Genomic DNA, 16,894 nt, shown 5'->3' with positions numbered 1-16,894 from the left:
TTGTAGTGAAGGGTTTCCCTTTGTGAGAGTAGGACGTCGCCACGCAGTCAAACACATGTCTTCACTGACATGTGTTTTTTTGTTATTACAATGATGTATCATTTTTCTAAAAACAATCACTTAAAATAACTTTTTATGGAAAAAAATGATACACTAGTAGTGAAGTATTTTTAGGAGGGATCATATGACTGACGATGCCAAAAAAGAACAAAAATTTGTTCAAGATCAAGACGTTGTTTCAGTTTCAACGAATGAAGAAGTATCCTTTGGCGATATCAAACAAGTAGCCTCGAAAAATATCGGTCAGATGCTGCAAGACCTGCAAGATTTTGAAGTAGCGATCGAAAAAGAGGATATTCCTGAAATTTATCGTATATATAATGGTCGATTGCATAAACAGCTAAAAGAAACATCAAATCAAAATCATGAGATTGACGAATTACTATCAAGAAAGTTCCATGATAACTTCACCCAAACATTTCCTTTCATGATGCATTGTGCCAAAATATCTCCTACCGTGCATTACTATAAGTTAGGGACCTATTATCATGAGCGAGCGACGATTGGTATCGATGCGAGCATTCCAGAAATTTTTGTTATCCCTGAGATAGACGAAGAATGGGAGAAGTTTCAACGAGGCGATCGTGAGATGCTGACAGCCATCGAACAACAAATGGATAAGCTGGAAGCCAAACGGATCACTGCCCTATCAGAAGTAAAGGAAATCCAAAATCAGATCGATAAGCTTACGGCATCTGTAAATGAATTGAGTGAGTCAAAGGGCTTTTTCAATCGGACAAAAATCGATGAAGAACTAGAGCAGTTGACTTCTGAGCGAAAAGCATTAGAAGCCAAACGTCGGGAATGGGAAAGATATTCAAATAATGACGAAGAGGTTTTTGCTGAAAAAGAGCGTCTGCAACAGCAATACCAAACATTGCGCTTAAAGAAAGCAATCGTGGAAAAAGAATTCCGTCAAATTGATACCTTTTTTGGATCATTTGATGAATTTACGGCAAAAATAATGGCTTTCTTAGCTCACTATACTGGAAAGGAGCTGACTGAAGTTGACGAAAGAAACGCAGACGAATCCTGAGGAATCACAGCTGCTGGAGCAGGAACCGATTCTAGAGGTCCAAACAGAAGGAGCTAATGAAGTCGAGGAAAACGTATCAACAAATGCGACGGACTTAGTGAATGACGGTCCTTTAGTAGAAGATAGTGGAAATGTAGTGGATGATTCTTTTGATTCAGCAAAAGAAGAAACTGACTACGAAGATGATTATTATGCTGTAAAAGCGCAAGATCACCAACGAATCGAATCGCTTATTGAGCAAGCCGAAAACGAACTAGCTGATTTAAAATTGAGAAAATCAATTATGGAAGCTGATTTTTCTGGATTGCTTGCTCATTACCGCCAGTTGATTTTAACAGATCAAGATATTTCGGTGATCGCCAAAAAGACATTGCTTGAATACTATGCCTATGAATTCTTGAAACCATTAAAAACGATTCATTTAACTGCTACTGATAACTATGACACATGGAAGACAAAGCATTTCAATGTCCGTTTTCGTTTAACAGAAACAAAGGAGCTCGAGTTTAGTTTCAAACTTAATCCAGTCAATTCTACGTATCAATCTAATTATTTGCCATTGTTGACTATCAATTCAAACTCCCAGTCGGTGGTTGTCAATGATGAACAGATTTTGCATTTAATCAGTCAATGGCATGCGGAGAATATTTTCTCGGTCAATCAGCTTTCGCTCTTTAATTATGATGTCAACTTGGTATTGGCGCATTTAAAAGAATTAGGCTTTACGGTTTCACCAAGCTTGATCGACAATACCCAAACATTGGCTGTCGATATGGAGACGGACTTTGCTGTTGCAGCAGAAGTTCTCGATCAAATTTTCATTATTACAATGGAGAATCAGCAATATGATTTTATCACAGAAAACAAAGGCGAAATTCTTGTTTTACTTGATAAAAATCAACGATTGACGATCCATTTGTATACAGAGTCCACTTTACTAACGATTGATTCAGATCAATGGAAGCGATCCTTATTAGATTTCTTCACAAGCTATCCATTTTTGGTTCCGCTTGTCGTGGAAGGTGAAGAATAAATGTTCTAAATTCATTAAAAGTGCTAGAATGGTTTTTATAACTATTCAGCACTTTTTTTGGAAGGAGCAGTATGATGAAAAACAAAGCACTAGGTTTTTATGAAGGACGATCTTTAGATGAGTCAAATGTATTTATTGAAAAGGAAATTCCGATACCCAATTGCCAAGCAAATGATTTATTGGTGGAAGTACAGGCAGTTTCGGTCAATCCAATCGATACAAAAAGACGGCAGATGACTGCTTTAAGTGAAGCGTTCCAGATCCAAGGGTATGACGCCGTTGGGATCGTTAAAGAAATCGGCTCAGCAGTTAATGGCTTTGCCGTTGGTGATCGGGTGTTTTATGCTGGAACCACACAACGACCTGGTGCGAATCAAAGGTTCCAAACAGTTGATTCTCGGATCGCAGCAAAGGCACCAGCCGGCTTTTCTGATGGCGATCTTGCAGCTATGCCATTAACGAGTATTACAGCGTGGGAATTGCTTTTTGAAAAATTTGGGTATGTGCCTGAAGAAAACGCGAATGAAGGATCGATTTTATTGGTCAATGCCAGCGGTGGTGTTGGCTCAATTGCGGCGCAACTAGCAAAATGGGCAGGATTGACAGTCTATGGCACTGCGAGTCCTAAGAACGATCAATGGCTTAAAAACAATCAAGTGGATCAAGTACTTAATCATCGCTTGCCGTTGGCTGAACAAATCACTGAGCCTTTTTCAGCCGTTGCAATTTTTTATGACGCCTCAGCCTATTTGCCACAATTAACGAAAGCAATCTTGCCGTTTGGCAAAGTCGGAATGATCGTGAATACGAAAGAAGCGCTAGATTTAAATCCATTTAAAAACCTCGGCATCGATTTTTATTGGGAGTATATGTTCGCAAAAACAGATGCTCAGTTGATGATTGAAACACAAGGGAGCATTTTGCAACGGATCGCCTCGTTACTCGCTGACAAAAAGATCCATACGACTGCGGTCCAAACGTTTGATGGAGGAATTACCATCGAGACCTTAAAGCTCGCTACAAAAGCGGTTGAGCAAGGAACGAAAGGAAAGACAGTGATCACTGGAGGCGTCCGCTAGATGGAAGAAGAGGAAGCGATGCTGTTTTGGGATGAATTTGCCCAAGAATATGCACAGATTCAAAGAGAATCCCAATTGAAAATTGCCGAAGAGGTAGCAGCTTTTTTGGTGGAGCAGAAAGTGTTCCCGATATCGGCCTTCGTTGACTTTGCTGCGGGGACTGGCCGCTACATTTCAGCATTTTATCCTTATGTAGATGAGTATTACGCAATTGATTTTTCAAAAGAAATGTTAAAAATCATTGAAGAAACGACGGAAGATCCGATGAACAAGCTCCATCTGGTTCAGCAGAGCCAAAAAGACTTTTTATCTGCAGACCAGCACTGGCCCTGTATTTTTATGGCAATGAATCCAGCAGTCAGAGACAAGGAAACATTGCTTCAGTTTCAAAAAAAGGCCCATCAATTGATTATTCTAAGAATGATCACAGAAGAAGAAAACGTGTTTCAGCCATATGAAAAAAATCTTTCAGCGAAGAATGACCTGAACCTAAACACTTGGTACAAGAAGTGGTTTTCAGAAGAAGTGATCGATTGGCAGAGTCGGCAATTCGAGTATATTTTGAAGGAGGAGATCGATCAAGAAATATTTCATCTTTATTTTGAGGAGGAGTACTCATTGGAACAACGGCAACAAATGGTTCAACATGTCTTTGGTGAGGCATTGACTGTCGAAAGCCAAACGAAAATCACTTTTGAGCTTCTTTTAGCTTAAGTAAAATCACACAATGGGTATCAAAAAAACGAGATTCTGACATAAGATCAAGAAACAGGTACAGGAGCTAGGCTTCTTTTGGCTGCTGACTGGAAACATCTTATGCTGGAATCTCGTTTTACAGTGAATTTGCTACAATAGAAGGTATACGATGCTGCCTAATAACAGTAAAAAAACGATGTTGACGATAAAAAACAGCTTTTGAAACGTTCTCGCTTCTTTTGGTCTGGCTTGTTTCAATAATTTGTACCCAATCAAATTCGCCAAAGAAGCAATCAATGTACCCAAACCACCAACATTGACGCCCAAAAGAACGGCTTTTTCTAAATCGGTGAAAGGAGCAATCAAAATTGCTGCTGGAACGTTAGATATTCCTTGGGAGAGTAAAATACTACCTAAAAAAGCGCGATGCGTTTCTTGAAAATACGGTCGAATGTGATCGGTGACCAGAGATAGGTCTTGAATATTCCCGACGATCAAGAAGAAACAGAGAAAGGTAAGTAGTAACTGATAATCAACTTTTGCAAATAATCGTTTATTACTAAACCAAACCACGGCTGCGACGACAAGCACGGCGATTGAAATAGGGAGAACACTAAAAATACCAAGAATCATAAGAACAAATAATCCTGCATTAAGCAGCGCTGGCTTTTTTTCAAAGAGTTCTTCTTGCAGGGCGATTTCCAATGGAGTCTTTGGGATGAGCTGGATCGAAACAAGGAGTAATAGTAATGAAAGTCCCACAAAGGTGCCGGTAGTCCACATGAATTGTGGCAGCGAAATCTGATAGTAAGAAAATAAAAATAGATTTTGCGGATTTCCAAATGGAAACAGGCTGCTTCCTAAATTGGCTGCTACGATCAAATAGACAGCGCCTAATAAGACACTGGTGTGCTGTTGTTCTTTCCTCGTTAAGAGTAAATAGATGGGCAATAAAGTTAAGATAGCCACGTCATTTGTTAAAAACATCGAACTGAAGAAGCTTAGCAAGACGGTTGCGCGGATCAAGTCACGCAGATTGCGACTTTTTTCCACTAATTTTTGTCCAAATGCTCGTAAAAGACCAGCTTCTTCTAACCCATTGATTACTAACATTAATCCAAACAGTGATAAAATCACTTTAAAGTCAATAAACGACCAACGGAAGGTGCCGAAAAAACACGCAATAAGTGCTAGTAGCAGGGAAATCGAAAATAATCGATCCGTTCGAAAAAATGCTAACATTCGTTTTCCCATAGTTCACCACCTTTCTTCTCAAGAATTTTACCATTCCTATGCTTTAGGAACAATAAAAAACGCTTTTTTCATCGAACTCAAAGACATTCAGGCAATTTTTATAGTTGACAAACGACTCATTAATTGGGAAATTAGTATGTGAAAGGTGAAGGAGGTTCAAGAATGAATGTGATGCAGCTGCTTGAAAAAAATCAGCAGGTACATTTTCAAATTTTGGCTGTTTTTTTTCAGAATGGCTCAGAAGTCTCTTATAAAAAACTTGCAAGAACGTTATCCATTTCCGCGCCCACTTTGCAAAAAGAACTTCAAAATCTTCATCAAAATTTAGCTGCTTTCCATGAAGACGCAGCTTTGATCTATTCAGAAAATGATCAAGTGCAATTGGTATTGCCTCTTGATTTTTCCCTGAAGCAATTTTTTTATGCGTATCTTTCAGAAGCAATCGATTTTCAGATATTGTCGTATTTGTTTTTTCATCGAGATGAGTCAACGACGAAAATGATGTTAGAACTGATGTTGAGTGAAGCTTCATTGTTTCGTCGATTCAAAGCGATCAATCAGCTATTGAAAGAATTCGACATCCAATTAAAAAATAAAAAATTGATTGGGGATGAAAAACAGATTCGCTTTTTCTATTATCAGTTTTTTTCACAAAGTTATCCCAATGAAGAATTGATCGCTCGCTTGAATGCACCAGCCATCAACAATTTGATTCGAGTCATTGAAAAACAGTTGCAGACAACGTTTAGTCAAGCAGAGCGTTGGAAAGTCGGGCTTTGGTTAGGCATTATGGAAGCCCGTTTTGATTATCGCGGCTCGCAACAGCATGAAGCCTCGTATCCATTGTTGAAGTCATTGGAAAATGAAGCGATGTTCCAGCTTTTGCGGAATATATTAGGGCGCTATCTCAGTCGTTTTGCCGTATCCTGGAGCGATTATGAAACGGTATATTTCTATTTATTTTTATTAGCTGAAGGCTTGATTCGCCCTTCACTGGATGACTCCTTGCAAAAATCACTTTTCTTCCAAGAGATCGATGCGTTAAATGGGGAGCTGCTGCAGGCCATTGGTGATAGTGAAAGAAAGACTACAGAAACTTCTACGGAATTACGCGTCTTCTTGACGAGTGTGACGATCCAAGCGTTGTATATTCATGGCGGCATTATTGCCTTTGCTGAATTTCAGCCGCAAAGTGTTGCGAATGAGAGCTTGATCGAAGTGGCACAGCAAGCAATCGAACAGTTGGAGAAAAACGTAAACCAGTCCTTTTCTCTTGAGAAAAAGCAGCATTTGACTAATGAATTGCTTTTGATCCGTCAATGGATTCAAGTAAAACAGGAAAAAGCATTTACAGTAGGCATTTTGCTGACTCAATCACGATTACGCAGTGGCTTTTTACGGCGCTTTTTGATCAAAGAATTGGCTGGCTATCCGAATATTCACTTCGATGGGACAAAGGAGAAGGACTATGATCTATTGATCGTTGATCATTCTGAGATCTCGGAAGGCTATCGTTATAAAAAACGATTGATTTTAACAGGTGGTGCAACCCCATTTGAAGAAGAGCGGCTTCATCAAATCGTGGATGAAATACGAAATGAGAACCTTGAAAGCGAGTTGGAAAAGATATGAGAATAGTGATTATTGGAGGCTCTCATGCAGGAATTGCTGCTGCCCGTCATTTAAAAAAAGTTGACCCAAAAGTCGATGTGATAATTATAGAAAAATCAAGCGTTCTTGGTTATGTTGCCAGCAGTTTGAATTTAGTACTGGAAGGTTACATTCAGCGTTTGGAAGATTCCAAAACGGCAACAGCCAGTGAACTTCTTTCAGAAGGAATCAATGTGATGTTAAACAGTGAAGTCACAAAAATCTTTCCGCAAGAACAAACGGTTCATTTTGTCACATCAACGGAATCTTATCAGCAAGAAGATGAAGTGAGATATGATGGCTTGATTTTGGCGATGGGATCGAGTACTTTCCGTTCGGAGTTTGCCTCAGATGTCGAAGCACATATAACGACCTACAAAACCATTGGTCAATCAAAGCAAGCATTAGAAAAAATCGAGAATGCCCAAACCGTTGCGATCGTCGGTGCTGGTCTGATCGGGTTTGAATTAGCGGAATCTTTAAGCGGACAACAAAAAGCCGTTCATTTGATCGATCGCATGGATACGCTGTTGTTCCGTTATTTTGATCATGAAATTGCCAAAATTTTGATGGAACGTTTTCCCAAAAATTTGCAGATCTATCTTAACAGCAATGTCGCTCATACGATCAAAAATGAGAAAGGCGATTATCAAGGAATTGAGCTGTCAAATGGAACGAAAATTCAAGCTGACGTGGTCGTTTATGCTGTTAATCCACGTCCAAATGTTGCGCTAGTAGAAGATTTTCTGAAACTAAATCTGGATGGCACGGTATCGACAAATGAGTATTTGCAAACGTCTGACCCAGCGATTTATGCAATTGGGGATCTTGTTTCAATCCCATTTAATCATTCGGATAGCTCCTTGTATATTCCTTTAGTAACAAATGCTTACCGCACCGGGATCGTTGCTGCCACCAATTTATTGGCAAATGAACGGGGAACAACAAAAATTCCTTTTCCAAAAATGCAACGGACCGTCGTCAGTAAATTATTTGGCTATTTCGTCAGCAGTTCAGGTATTAATGAGACCGAGGCACCGTATTACGGCTTTGAAGTAGATTCAGTGACGCAAACATTTCATTCTCGGACATTTTTCGCGACAGATGAGGATTTTGAAGTAACGTTAAAACTGATTTTTGATCAGCAAACGAAAGTGATCATGGGGGGACAAATCATTACGAGTGATCGTGGAAGTTTGGAGATCATCAATACGATCTCAACCTTGATCAATAGCAAGACGACCTTGCACCAATTAGCAACAATGGATTACTTTTTCAATCCAACCATCTCATTTCCACTGCACTTTTTGAATCAATTGGCCCTTGATGGCTTGTTAAAGTAAAATAGTAAGTCTTGATAAACCTGCGATGATGGCAGGTTTTTTTAAATTGACGTTAATCGGGAGAAAATAGCGATTGCGCCCATGAAAGGTATCGCGTATTAAAACCAGGTGGGGTTGTGCTGAGCTTTGATGCCAACTGGTATCGCTATCTTTTTTGATGAAGAAACTCGTAAAATATGACGATGCTCATTTTATGACTGAACGATTTTTGGTAAAGGATTTTTATCGGCAGACGAATGTTCCTTGGATGGAAACGTTAGCTCATCAGTACCCTTTATCTGAAAAGCTACGCCCAGCTTGGGATGAGCATGTGTGAACTACACAGGGGTTTCAACAGATTGAAACGATTGAACGTGTAAATGATTTGTTATTGAATGAAACTCAGAAGTTGAATCTAGCCTTCTCAAGTATTTATTTGATTAAAGCGATTAAATAGGCTCCGTTGAAAAAAAATACGTGCTCGCAGTCTTTATAAGAGAAAAACATCACATAATCCCTTGCCTTCGCAGATTCGTTTTCACTGAAATTGCGTTGGTAAAGGGAATTTTTTAAAAAACTTCTTGTGATTTTAAGTGAAATACGTTACCCTATTAAAGAGAGTGAGAATCATTCTCAATAAGGAAGGGGCGGGGCATGTTGAAAAAAATCGGATTACTGCTGATCTTGATTCTTCTTGTGGGCTGTTCTTTACTGGTAGGTACCCATGAATTATCATTAAGTGGTTTACAGCAGGGTGATCCGAATCATTGGCTTGTTTTGGTAAAAGTTAGGCTCCCACGGACGATCAGTTTGATCATTGCAGGTGGAATCATTAGTTTATGTGGGAAAATCATGCAGCATATGATGCAAAATAAATTTGTGGCATCAGAGTCGATCGGATTATCTGATAGTGCTCGTTTAGGAATTTTGCTAGTCATGCTTTTTCTGCCAAATGCTTCTAACTTGATTCGGACAACCGCAGCATTTGTGTTTGCTTATGCAGGTGTTTTGTTCTTTTTATTTTTAAGCCAATTTCTACCAAAGAAAGATCCAATGATGCTCCCTTTGACCGGGGTGATGTTCGGTAATATCATCGGTGCCATTAGCAGCTTCTTGGCCTACCGTTTCCAATTGGTTCAAAATGTCTCTTCTTGGCTACAAGGAAATTTCGCTACCATTATGTCTGGCCAGTATGAACTTTTGTATTTGACGATTCCAGTATTCGGTCTGTTGTATTTCCTAGCTTATGAGATCACGATTGCTGGTTTAGGAGAAAGTGCCGCCAAGAGTCTAGGGATCAATTATCTGTTTTTACGCTTTGCTGTGTTCGCTCTGGTGGCGTTTGCCAGTAGTGTCGTTTTATTGACCGTTGGACAAATCCCTTTTCTAGGGATCGTTATCCCAAATATGATCGGCATGGTCTTTGGGGATCATTTGAAGAATAATCTACTACTGATCAGCTTTGCTGGAAGTGCATTTTTACTTTTATGTGATGTATTGGCACGCATCGTGATTGCTCCGTATGAGATGCCCGTAAGTGTGGTTGCCGGTGTACTAGGTGGTTGCTGCTTCTTGATTTTGCTGCTGGGGAGGAAGTTTCAATGAAGAAAAAACTCTTTCTTTTGTTCTTTCTGATCCTTTGTGCCGCTACTGCCTATCTGACCTATAACACCTATGGTAATTGGTCATTTGCTTTTGCATTGCGGGGCCGTCGGATCTTCGTCTTTGCTCTGGTGGCGATCGCAATTTCCTTTAGTACGATCACCTTACAGACTGTTACGATCAATCGCTATTTAACACCAGGAATCTTAGGCTTGGATCAACTATATGTCCTGGTTCAGACCCTGTGTTTCTTTTTTATCGGCGGGATCCAGATGCTAAGCCAAGAAACAGCAGCGATGTTTTTATTCTCTGTCAGTCTGACTGCCATTCTAGGAAGTTTATTGATCGGTTTTTTCTATCAAAAAGCCGTCAACGGATTGTTTTTGTTGTTGATGGCTGGAATGGTATGCGGCACGATGTTCAGTAGTCTGAGCACGTTTTTGCAAGTCTTGATGGACCCGAATGAATATGATTTACTGCAAGGACGCTTATTCGCTAGCTTTGGCAATATCAATACGCAACATCTCTTAATTGCTGCTGTGATCATTTTGATCGGTAGTAGCTGCCTGATTCTGTTGATTCCAGAATTGAATCTATTACATTTAGGAAGCGGGCAAGCCAAAAGTCTAGGCGTTCCTGTTCAATGGCTTCATAGAGGTATTTTATTTTTGATTGCGCTTCTGACAGGTACCGCTACGGCACTCGTAGGTCCAGCTGTTTTTCTCGGCTTTGTAGTGGCAACGATCACCTATCAGCTTTTTCCCACCTATCGCCATGGGTGGTTGTTTGCGGGTGGCAGCCTGATTGGTTTTCTCCTGTTAGTAGGAGGGCAGTTCTTAGTGGAACAAGTGTTTCAATGGCAAACGACCATTGGTACGGTGATTCAATTATTGGGTGGCGTCTTCTTTATAAGCAAATTGCTGCTGGAAAGGAAAAAATCATGATCGAAACAAAAAACGTATCCAAAAATTATGCGAAAACACAGGTGTTGACCGAGTGTTCTTTAGCATTACCTGAGCAGAAAATGATTGCCTTTATCGGGCCAAATGGTGCGGGAAAAAGCACCTTACTCTCCTTGGTCAGTCGGATGCTGGACCAGAGAACTGGTGATATTTATTTAGATGGAACTGAGATTCGCCAATGGAAATCCAAAGAGCTAGCCAAAAAAATGGCTTTTTTGCAACAAAGCAATCGCTATGCAGTCAATCTGACTGTAAGAGAACTGGTGGCATTTGGTCGCTATCCGTATAACCGCGGGCGACAATCGGCAGCGGATGATAGGATCATTGATGATTCTTTAGCTAAGCTATCCCTTACCGAATACGCCGATCAATCGATTCATGAGCTTTCTGGTGGTCAGCTACAACGAGTTTACTTGGCGATGATCTTGGCTCAAGATACAGATTATCTGCTGTTGGACGAACCGTTAAACAATCTAGATTTGAAGCACGCCAACCAGCTGATGAAGCTATTGACCACCTTGGTGGAAGACTATCAGAAAACCGTTGTGATCGTTTTGCACGACATTAATTTTGCCGCTCGCTACGCCGATCACATCGTTGCCATGAAAGACGGTCAGATTTTTAAAGCGGCCGACACTGAGGCTGTGATCCAGGAGCAAGTGTTGGCATCGTTATATGAGATTCCAATCAAACTGGTACAAGTGGATGGTCGGCAATTTTGCTATACCTTCCAATAAAATGTATTTCTAAGGAGGAAAAAAATGAAAAAAATTGTAGTAAGCTTTATGAGTATTTTCGTATTAGCGGGGTTGACCGCATGCGGATCAAATAATACTGGTACAATCGAATCGACAGGGACACAGGAAAGCCAAACTGCTCAGAGTGAACAGACACCGACAGAGGTTGAAATCACCGATAGCAATGGAACCGTTACTGTTCCTTATGCACCAGAAAAAGTGGTGGTTTTTGACAATAGCGCCTTAGACACGATGGATGCGCTTGGCCTTGGGGATCGAATCGTTGCTGCTGCGACCAGCAATTTACCAGATTATTTATCAGCCTATGCAGATGTTGAATCAGCAGGGGGGATCAAAGAGCCTGATTTAGAAAAAATCAATCAACTGCAGCCAGACCTAATCATTATTTCTGGGCGACAACGTGATTTCCAAGAGGAATTGTCTGCAATCGCGCCAACCGTTTTCTTAAGCGTTGACAATAGTGATACTTGGGCATCGATCGAAGCCAACATTACGACCATTGGTCAAATTTTTGGTAAGGAAGAGGAAGCGCAAGAACAACTAGCATCGTTACAAGGTCAGATCGATACCTTGAAGGAGCAAGCGCAAAATGCTGACGAGAAAGCCTTGGTTGTTATGGTAAATGAAGGCAATCTTTCTGCTTTTGGGCCAGGTTCTCGTTACAGTATCTTGTATGATACGTTTGGTTTCCCTGCAGTAGATGAGGAATTAGAGGCGTCGACACATGGACAAAGTATTTCTTATGAGTACTTGCTTGAAAAAAATCCTGATATCATTTTCGTGATCGACCGGACAAAAGCGATCGGCGGCAACGAAAGTGAAAGTGAATTTGTTGCAAATGAAATCGTCCAAGAAACAAATGCTGGGCAAAACGATCAAGTCATTGAATTGGATGCTGCGGTTTGGTATTTAGCAGGTTCAGGCTTGGAGTCGATCCAACTAATGATGGACGATGTCAAACCAGCCGTTGAATAAATAGGTGAGAAAAGCAATCAAGTAATTAGGACACGCGTATCAGTTTACTGAGAATGCGTGTCCCTTTTTATTTTCCTATTTTCTAAGACCTACGACTGATTTTTGATAACTTTCCCTGCTTTACTTTACCTGTCGTAGTAATTGTTTTATAATTAGTACGACAGATGAAGTAATTTAGGAGGCGATTGCGTGATCTCGAGTGACGGAATTCGCGGCTATAACGACGCAATCATTTTATCCATTCTTTCCAATGAAGATTCTTATGGATATGAAATATCCAAGCGTATTCGCGAAGGAACAGATGCTTTATATGTGATCAAAGAAACGACGTTGTATTCCGCTTTTACTCGGTTAGAAAAACAAGGATTGATCCGCTCATATCCTGGAGAAGTGACGCATGGCAAAAAGCGGACGTATTACCAGATAACTGCAGACGGAAGAGCAAGCCTTACGGAGAAACTATTGGAGTGGCAGCAGACAAAGATCGTCGTTGACCAGTTCTTACAAGGAGGAGACAAATGAAAACCATTCATGACTATCTAGACAGCTTATTTTTATCAGTACCCATCACACCGGAAACCAAAAAGGCGAAAGAAGATCTCTTAGCGATTATGGAAGACCACTACTTAGAACTGATTCACCAAGGGAAAAGCGAGCATGAAGCCATCGGTGCAGTAATCAGTGAGTTTGGTTCCGTAGATGAGCTGTTGCAAGAGTTAAATGTTTCAAAAGAAGAAGCGCCGATTGATGATTGGTCCGATGCCATCACAGAAGACGATGCGTTTGATTATTGGGGAACTGTGCGACACTTTGCTTTCTCGTTATCTATAGGAATCGGTTTTTGTATCGCATCCCTAGCAGCCTTGATGCTCTTTGTTAGTATATATGCTGAGACCTTTGGAATAATGGTGATGTTTCTTTTTATCGCCATCGGGGTCGGTTTTATTATCTCTAGCAGCTTGCACTTTTCCGGTGCTCGTAAACAGTTGGATGATCGTCCAATAAAAAGGGATGCCAAACGAGAAGCCGCTCAGCAACTCGCAAATTATGAAAAAAGTTTTCGGATTGGTCTTGTTTTAGGAATTGGTGCCTGTATTTTATCAATTGCGCCTGTACTTTTAAGTGAATTGTTTTATTATTCTGTTGAATTTGGGATTTCCTTGTTTTTCTTGACGGTTGCAGCAGGTGTGTTCTTTATTATTTATGTAAGTATTATCCGTACAGGCTTTGCGAAGCTGGCAACTGAGACGTATTTTATTCGCGACGAAGACCATCCGGGGGATCGAGCAACACGTCATAAATATGGCGAATCCGCTGGTCGAGTTACCTTTTTTCGAACAGTCTACTGGCCAGTGATTTTGGTCGTTTACATGCTTTGGTCCTTCATGTTTCATGCATGGGCTTACTCTTGGGTCATTTTTGTTATTGGTGGTGTCTTAGAGGACTACTTTATCGGACATACGAAAGCTAAAAAATAAGAGACACTTCAATCGAGAGTGCTTTCTTTACTTTTAAAAAAAGGAAGATTATAATACGCCTTGTAACTGAACCAATCAGAAAAAAACAGCGAGAAATATGGTTCTCTCAATGCTTTTAAAAAGTTCAGAATACAAGAAAAGAGGCAATGAATATGTTAGAAATTCATTATCTGAAAAATGGCAGCAAAGAAATAGCAACAGTCGAATTTCCGGAGCGCTTTCTCGCAAGTCAATACTTGGAAGTTCCACCTTTTCAAGACCATTACCCAGTCGAAGAAGTTTTTTAGACGGTAAGCGGATTACATTGAGGGATCGAACGATCAGTGGATTGTTCAACTATTTAAATACTAAATAAAAAATTGCCTTTTTCTATGGCTCACTTTACTTGGTGAGGAATCATAGGAAGAGGCAATCTTTTTTATTTAATTGAGAATGAGAGGTGTAATTGAGAATCTAACAAGTAGGGAACTAAAATGGAAACGATTAGTCAAACTTACAACTATACTCTATTTGTATTGGATAGGAAATAAATATGCTCATTTCTGAGGAGGATAACATTTTTTTTGACTATTTCTGAATAAACTATTGCTTTTTATAGTTAGATATACTAATAATTAATAGAGATTATTCTCAAATAATTATTCTAATTGGAGGAAATGATATGTCATTAATTGGAAAAGAGATTGGTTCATTCGAAGCGAAAGCTTACCACAATGGAAAATTTATCGATGTTTCATCAGAAGATTTTAAAGGAAAATGGAACGTTGTTTGTTTTTACCCTGCAGATTTCTCATTTGTTTGTCCGACAGAGCTTGAAGATTTGCAAGATCAATATGCATCATTAAAAGAATTAGGCGCAGAAGTTTATTCTGTATCAACAGATACTCATTACACCCATAAAGCATGGCATGATCACTCTGATGCCATCAATAAAATCGAATATATCATGATTGCTGATCCTTCTCATGTGATCTCAGAGATCTTTGATGTACTAGATGAAGCTTCTGGGTTGTCTCAACGTGGAACATTCATCATCGATCCAGATGGCGTAGTCCAAACAGTTGAGATCAATGCGGACGGTATCGGTCGTGATGCTAGTGGCTTGATCGATAAAATCCGTGCAGCACAATATGTCCGTACTCATCCAGGTGAAGTATGTCCTGCAAAATGGAAAGAAGGCGAAGAAACTTTAACGCCAAGCTTAGACCTTGTAGGCAAGATTTAGGAGGCTCTCATGGCATTAGATAAGGCAATCAAAGACCAACTGACGCAGTATCTCGCGATGCTAGAATCAGAGGTTGTTTTTGCGGCAACTTTAGGTGAGGATGATTCTTCCACGAAAGTACGTGAATTCTTAGAAGAAATCGCAGAAATGTCGCCAAAAATCACTATCCAAGCTGTAGCAAGTGAACGGACACCAAGCTTTTCGATCAATCGTCCCGGTGAAGAAAGCGGCATCGCTTTTGCTGGTTTACCGTTAGGGCATGAGTTCACTTCGTTTATTTTAGCGTTGCTTCAAGTAAGCGGTCGTCCGCCGAAAATTGACGAAGCACTTCAAAAGCGCATCAAAGCGATCGATAAGCCATTACATTTTGAAACCTATGTCAGTTTGACATGCCATAACTGTCCTGATGTTGTTCAAGCGTTAAATATCATGGCAGTGCTAAATCCTTCCATCAGTCACACCATGATCGAAGGTGGGATGTTCAAAGAAGAAATTGACAAGAAAAAAATTATGGCTGTGCCAACCGTCTTTTTAGAAGGTGAAGAATTTGCAAGCGGCCGTCAAACGATCGAACAGTTGTTGGAAAAAGCAGCTGGTCCGACGAGTAAAGATGACTTTGCTGAAAAAGAGCTTTTCGATGTGTTAGTTGTCGGTGGCGGACCTGCAGGCGGAAGCGCAGCGATTTATGCAGCGCGTAAAGGCATCAATACTGGGATGGTCGTCGAAACAATGGGTGGACAAGTAATGGAAACCCTGGGGATCGAAAACATGATCGGTACTCCTTATACCGAAGGACCAAAGTTAATGCGTCAGGTAGAAGAGCACATCAATGAATACAATGTAGACGTGATGAAAGGGCAGCGTGCGAAAGATATTCGTCGCAATGATGTCATCGAAGTTGAATTAGAAAATGGTGCAGTATTAAAAACCAAAACGGCCATTTTAGCAACTGGCGCTCGCTGGCGTAACATCAATGTTCCAGGAGAAAAAGAATTCAAAAATAAAGGTGTTGCCTATTGTCCCCATTGTGATGGCCCGTTATTTGCTGGGAAAGAGGTTGCTGTCATTGGCGGCGGAAACTCTGGGATCGAAGCAGCGATCGATTTAGCTGGCATGGCAAAACACGTCTATGTTCTTGAATTTTTACCGGAACTAAAAGCGGACCTTGTGCTACAAAACCGTTTGAACACGTTAGAAAATGTGACTGTTATTACGAATGCGGCAACGAAGGAAATTGCTGGATCCGATCATGTCGAACAATTGACCTACGTTGATCGTGAAACGAGTGGTGAATTCACATTAGCTGTTGAGGGTGTCTTCATCTTGATTGGCTTGATGCCGAATACCGAATGGTTAAAAGACCGCATCGTTTTAAACGAACGCAATGAGATCGTCGTAGACAAACACGGCGCAACCAATATTGAAGGGGTCTTTGCAGCAGGGGATTGCACCGATAGTGTATACAAACAGATCATCACTTCTATGGGTTCAGGTGCGACTGCGGCATTAGGTGCCTTTGATCACCTGATTCGCTCGTAAGCCTTCTGCATCATATAAAATCAAAAAACGTCTCAGGGGCTTCTAGGAGCTGCTGAGCGTTTTTTCTTTTTGTAAGGGCAGTTTGGGTCCAGTTGACAGAAGGACAGCTTCTATATTACAATGAAAAAAACTCGTTCAAAAAAGAAAGAGGTATATTGATGAGTGTCGTAGGTATCTAATCAGCCAATTAAAACAAATAAGCAAAAACAGACTGTTTATTTGTTG

15 protein-coding genes and 1 pseudogene are annotated in these 16,894 nt (G+C 40.4%); 15 read left to right on the top strand and 1 reads right to left on the bottom strand.

Annotated elements, in window-relative coordinates; all coding sequences use genetic code 11:
* Positions 1–184: 184 nt before the first annotated feature.
* From Q1X33_RS07995 to Q1X33_RS07980, 4 genes are all read left to right on the top strand, one after another.
* Entirely contained in the window at positions 185–1,096 is a 912-nt protein-coding gene (locus Q1X33_RS07995) for a hypothetical protein (protein ID WP_005226241.1), read from the top strand.
* A complete protein-coding gene (locus tag Q1X33_RS07990; RefSeq protein ID WP_050759605.1) occupies positions 1,068–2,129 on the top strand; it encodes a hypothetical protein in 1,062 nt (353 codons plus the stop codon). The genes Q1X33_RS07995 and Q1X33_RS07990 overlap by 29 nt, the downstream gene beginning before the upstream one ends.
* A gap of 71 nt (positions 2,130–2,200) precedes the next feature.
* Positions 2,201–3,208 carry a zinc-binding alcohol dehydrogenase family protein gene (locus Q1X33_RS07985; RefSeq protein ID WP_005226239.1) on the top strand — a complete coding sequence of 336 codons (1,008 nt, stop codon included), beginning with the start codon at positions 2,201–2,203 and terminating at the stop codon, positions 3,206–3,208.
* Positions 3,209–3,922: a class I SAM-dependent methyltransferase gene (locus Q1X33_RS07980; protein WP_005226238.1), complete on the top strand. Its 714-nt coding sequence runs from the start codon at positions 3,209–3,211 to the stop codon at positions 3,920–3,922. It abuts the gene before it with no gap.
* A gap of 132 nt (positions 3,923–4,054) precedes the next feature.
* Here Q1X33_RS07980 and Q1X33_RS07975 read toward each other — a convergent pair whose 3' ends face one another.
* Positions 4,055–5,158 carry an SLC13 family permease gene (locus tag Q1X33_RS07975; protein ID WP_005226237.1) on the bottom strand — a complete coding sequence of 368 codons (1,104 nt, stop codon included), beginning with the start codon at positions 5,156–5,158 and terminating at the stop codon, positions 4,055–4,057.
* A gap of 162 nt (positions 5,159–5,320) precedes the next feature.
* Between Q1X33_RS07975 and Q1X33_RS07970 the strand changes: the two genes are divergently transcribed.
* The 11 genes and pseudogenes from Q1X33_RS07970 to ahpF all read left to right on the top strand — a co-directional run bounded on the left by Q1X33_RS07970 (position 5,321) and on the right by ahpF (position 16,669).
* A complete protein-coding gene (locus Q1X33_RS07970; protein WP_034868653.1) occupies positions 5,321–6,790 on the top strand; it encodes a helix-turn-helix domain-containing protein in 1,470 nt (489 codons plus the stop codon).
* A complete protein-coding gene (locus Q1X33_RS07965; RefSeq protein ID WP_301969623.1) occupies positions 6,787–8,151 on the top strand; it encodes an FAD-dependent oxidoreductase in 1,365 nt (454 codons plus the stop codon). Before Q1X33_RS07970 ends, Q1X33_RS07965 begins: the two co-directional genes overlap by 4 nt.
* Positions 8,152–8,784: 633 nt before the next feature.
* Positions 8,785–9,735: an ABC transporter permease gene (locus tag Q1X33_RS07960; protein ID WP_005226233.1), complete on the top strand. Its 951-nt coding sequence runs from the start codon at positions 8,785–8,787 to the stop codon at positions 9,733–9,735.
* Positions 9,732–10,676, top strand: coding sequence for an iron chelate uptake ABC transporter family permease subunit (locus Q1X33_RS07955; protein WP_301969622.1), 945 nt, complete (start codon positions 9,732–9,734; stop codon positions 10,674–10,676). Before Q1X33_RS07960 ends, Q1X33_RS07955 begins: the two co-directional genes overlap by 4 nt.
* A complete protein-coding gene (locus Q1X33_RS07950; protein ID WP_005226231.1) occupies positions 10,673–11,431 on the top strand; it encodes an ABC transporter ATP-binding protein in 759 nt (252 codons plus the stop codon). Before Q1X33_RS07955 ends, Q1X33_RS07950 begins: the two co-directional genes overlap by 4 nt.
* Before the next feature lie 24 nt (positions 11,432–11,455).
* Positions 11,456–12,427 (top strand): siderophore ABC transporter substrate-binding protein, encoded by a 972-nt coding sequence (locus Q1X33_RS07945; protein WP_034868650.1) that lies wholly within the window; start codon positions 11,456–11,458, stop codon positions 12,425–12,427.
* A 189-nt stretch (positions 12,428–12,616) separates the two neighbouring features.
* The gene (locus Q1X33_RS07940) at positions 12,617–12,949 is read left to right on the top strand and encodes a PadR family transcriptional regulator (RefSeq protein ID WP_005226229.1); all 333 of its coding nucleotides are present in this window, start codon (positions 12,617–12,619) and stop codon (positions 12,947–12,949) included.
* Positions 12,946–13,905 carry a permease prefix domain 1-containing protein gene (locus tag Q1X33_RS07935; protein ID WP_005226228.1) on the top strand — a complete coding sequence of 320 codons (960 nt, stop codon included), beginning with the start codon at positions 12,946–12,948 and terminating at the stop codon, positions 13,903–13,905. Before Q1X33_RS07940 ends, Q1X33_RS07935 begins: the two co-directional genes overlap by 4 nt.
* A 152-nt stretch (positions 13,906–14,057) precedes the next feature.
* Positions 14,058–14,260, top strand: a pseudogene (locus Q1X33_RS07930) (hypothetical protein).
* A 306-nt stretch (positions 14,261–14,566) separates the two neighbouring features.
* A complete protein-coding gene (gene ahpC / locus Q1X33_RS07925) occupies positions 14,567–15,130 on the top strand; it encodes an alkyl hydroperoxide reductase subunit C (protein WP_005226227.1) in 564 nt (187 codons plus the stop codon).
* Positions 15,131–15,139: 9 nt separating this feature from the next.
* Complete coding sequence (gene ahpF, locus Q1X33_RS07920) at positions 15,140–16,669, top strand: alkyl hydroperoxide reductase subunit F (RefSeq protein WP_005226226.1); 1,530 nt, start codon at positions 15,140–15,142, stop codon at positions 16,667–16,669.
* The last annotated feature ends 225 nt before the right edge of the window (positions 16,670–16,894 follow it).

Source organism: Enterococcus sp. B2E4, assembly GCF_030499455.1.
GTDB lineage: Bacteria > Bacillota > Bacilli > Lactobacillales > Enterococcaceae > Enterococcus_D > Enterococcus_D casseliflavus.
This window is presented reverse-complemented; position numbering and strand designations above follow the sequence as displayed.

Bases quoted from the DNA above. Each gene is read 5' to 3' on its own strand.
- ahpC (WP_005226227.1), top strand. From the start codon at position 14,567: ATGTCATTAATTGGAAAAGAGATTGGTTCATTCGAAGCGAAAGCTTAC.
- Q1X33_RS07985 (WP_005226239.1), top strand. From the start codon at position 2,201: ATGATGAAAAACAAAGCACTAGGTTTTTATGAAGGACGATCTTTAGAT.
- Q1X33_RS07995 (WP_005226241.1), top strand. From the start codon at position 185: ATGACTGACGATGCCAAAAAAGAACAAAAATTTGTTCAAGATCAAGAC.
- Q1X33_RS07975 (WP_005226237.1), bottom strand. From the start codon at position 5,158: ATGGGAAAACGAATGTTAGCATTTTTTCGAACGGATCGATTATTTTCG.
- Q1X33_RS07980 (WP_005226238.1), top strand. From the start codon at position 3,209: ATGGAAGAAGAGGAAGCGATGCTGTTTTGGGATGAATTTGCCCAAGAA.
- ahpF (WP_005226226.1), top strand. From the start codon at position 15,140: ATGGCATTAGATAAGGCAATCAAAGACCAACTGACGCAGTATCTCGCG.
- Q1X33_RS07960 (WP_005226233.1), top strand. From the start codon at position 8,785: ATGTTGAAAAAAATCGGATTACTGCTGATCTTGATTCTTCTTGTGGGC.
- Q1X33_RS07955 (WP_301969622.1), top strand. From the start codon at position 9,732: ATGAAGAAAAAACTCTTTCTTTTGTTCTTTCTGATCCTTTGTGCCGCT.
- Q1X33_RS07970 (WP_034868653.1), top strand. From the start codon at position 5,321: ATGAATGTGATGCAGCTGCTTGAAAAAAATCAGCAGGTACATTTTCAA.
- Q1X33_RS07935 (WP_005226228.1), top strand. From the start codon at position 12,946: ATGAAAACCATTCATGACTATCTAGACAGCTTATTTTTATCAGTACCC.
- Q1X33_RS07950 (WP_005226231.1), top strand. From the start codon at position 10,673: ATGATCGAAACAAAAAACGTATCCAAAAATTATGCGAAAACACAGGTG.
- Q1X33_RS07965 (WP_301969623.1), top strand. From the start codon at position 6,787: ATGAGAATAGTGATTATTGGAGGCTCTCATGCAGGAATTGCTGCTGCC.
- Q1X33_RS07945 (WP_034868650.1), top strand. From the start codon at position 11,456: ATGAAAAAAATTGTAGTAAGCTTTATGAGTATTTTCGTATTAGCGGGG.